Source organism: Mesorhizobium sp. M4A.F.Ca.ET.050.02.1.1, from assembly GCF_003997725.1.
Classification (GTDB): Bacteria; Pseudomonadota; Alphaproteobacteria; order Rhizobiales; family Rhizobiaceae; genus Mesorhizobium.
Genome location: NZ_RZSG01000933.1, coordinates 1 through 2,121, shown reverse-complemented (window position 1 = coordinate 2,121; position 2,121 = coordinate 1). Strand labels below are relative to the sequence as shown.

Here is a 2,121-nt window from a genome sequence, read left to right as displayed (position 1 = left end):
CCCGAGAAGCGTGCCGTCTTCGGCCGCACCTATGCGGCCGAGCCGGATGTGCTCATAGAACAGCTGAGGGCGGACGAAGCGATCGCCGAGGCCGACACGCTGCTTCTCACCGTGCCCAACCAGCTTGGCGTCGCCTACAATACGCATGTGATCGAGGCGATCCTCAAATTCGTCGCGCCGGCCCTCGGCTGGCGCTGACGGGTCGATTTCGAGCCGCTGGCGTGGTCCGTCAGTGCGCGGTCTGCGAATGCTCGCCGCCCGGCTGCGAAATGCCGCCAAGCGCCTCGCCAGCCCATTCAGTATTGCCGGCGGTGGCGAGATCGCCGAGCGAAATGATGCCGACCAGCCGGTGCTCGCGACTGATGACAGGCATCCGCCGCAGCTTGAGGTCGCCCATGTTGCGCAGGATATCGTCCACTTCCTGGTCGTCGAAGCAGTATTTCACCTCCGCGCTCATCACTTCCCTGATCTTCGTATCGGGCCCCTTGCCTTCCGCCACGCCGCGAACGGCAATGTCGCGATCGGTGATCATTCCGACCAGCCGGTCATTCTCGCCGACGGGCAAAACACCGGCGTCAAGATCGGCCATGGCCCGAGCCGCGTCGCGCAAGGTCTGGTCCGGACTGGCGACCCGAACGGCCTGCGTCATGCAATCCCTGATTTTCATGATTCTCTCCTCGCGTTGCAGCGCCCTCGCCAATGCGGTGATCAGGAAGAATGAACGCCTGTCCGAAACGTTCCATCTTCAACCAGATGACGCTGTCGGGTGGCGGCTCCGCGCTGAAGCCTTCATCATCGGGAACCATCGGTCGGTCGAAGTGTTGTGACGCAAGGAACCCACCCCGAGAGAATGGAAGGAAAGACAATGCGGATGTTGACGATGATCGTCACGCTCTCGGCGCTCGCCCTGGCGCTACCGGTCTCGGCGCAGATCGCGGAGCCGCAGCGGCCCCAGAACCTGCCCCCTGCGCAAGAGCCGCTGCCGGACCAGACGGCGCCCGATCAGGATCTCTCCGCACAGGATTTCACCAATATCGCCCTGGTGGCGGTCGAGGACCTGCCGGCGGAAATCAAGGCGCAGGCGGAGGCCGTGATCACCGAGACCAGCGCCGAGGATCTCTTGAAATTGCAGCGTTCAGTCGACGCCTCGCCGCAGGCACTGTCGGTCTTGCAGGCCAACGGGCTCAGCTCCTCGCAGGTCGTCGCTGCCAACATCGATTATGATGGCACGCTGACGCTGATCATCCAAACGACAACATGACAAGCGCCCCGGGGGAAGGCGCCGACCCGACCGACGACCGCAATAAACTGCGGAACCATATTGGCCGCGATCTCGCTAACTCGATCGAGTGGCTCCGGTCGAGGTCTAACCAGAGCCGGCATCGACGCGCTGCTCGCCTGCTACGTCAGTGCATGAACACGCCGCGCAGCCAGGCGAAGAAGCCGGATCCCGGCGAGTTCGCCGCGCGTACGCGAGAGGCCGCCCATCTGGCCGGCAGCGTCGCGCCGACATGGCAATGGCAGACGATCTCATGCAACTGCCAGTCGCTCAGCTCGAAGAAGCGCCTGGCTTCGCCGTAGCTGTCATCGGCCAGGCCCTGAGCGCGAAAGACCGGATCCTCGAAGGCGACCGTGATCGGCGATCCCGAAGCGCGCATCCTGTCGCGCAGGTCGGGAGCCGTGTATTCGGTGCCGGCGAGCGCCCCGAGGCGCCGGTCGGGATCCTGCTCCAGAAGTTGCGCCCAGCGTTCGAGGCGCTGGCCGCGGGTTGCGAAGAGATACGTCGCCTCGGCATGGACGTCGGCAACGGCATTGAGTTGGTCTACAGTCTGGTGTTTCACGGCCGCCTCCTGTTTCAGCAGATGACCCACCCCCTTGTGGAATTATGGCGCCGCTGGAGGTCGGCAAGCCCCGAACGGGCTGCGTCGTGAATCATTTTCGAGCATGGCTCGGCCCATGCCGCGGCCGGCGCGTAGGGCCGGATCGGAACCATACGCGAGCGCGACCGTTCCGCCTGTATCGCCCATTAACGTCGAGCCTGAATGATAGCGCCTGAGAGGCCGAGCGCAGGGACATCACATGACGGCAATTCTTCCCAATCCCGACCCCACACCCATGCCA

General features: G+C 64.1%; 3 protein-coding genes and 1 pseudogene. 2 read left to right on the top strand and 2 right to left on the bottom strand.

The window, feature by feature from the left end:
• Positions 1–198 (top strand): annotated as a pseudogene (locus tag EOA33_RS33330) (LLM class flavin-dependent oxidoreductase); the annotation flags it as partial.
• Positions 199–229: 31 nt separating this feature from the next.
• Here the strand turns inward: EOA33_RS33330 and EOA33_RS33325 are convergent.
• The gene (locus tag EOA33_RS33325) at positions 230–667 is read right to left on the bottom strand and encodes a CBS domain-containing protein (RefSeq protein WP_126058341.1); all 438 of its coding nucleotides are present in this window, start codon (positions 665–667) and stop codon (positions 230–232) included.
• Positions 668–880: 213 nt separating this feature from the next.
• Between EOA33_RS33325 and EOA33_RS33320 the strand changes: the two genes are divergently transcribed.
• Positions 881–1,261, top strand: coding sequence for a hypothetical protein (locus EOA33_RS33320; RefSeq protein WP_245455388.1), 381 nt, complete (start codon positions 881–883; stop codon positions 1,259–1,261).
• Between the two features lie 145 nt (positions 1,262–1,406).
• Here EOA33_RS33320 and EOA33_RS33315 read toward each other — a convergent pair whose 3' ends face one another.
• Positions 1,407–1,841 (bottom strand): hypothetical protein, encoded by a 435-nt coding sequence (locus EOA33_RS33315; protein WP_126058339.1) that lies wholly within the window; start codon positions 1,839–1,841, stop codon positions 1,407–1,409.
• Positions 1,842–2,121: the final 280 nt, after the last annotated feature.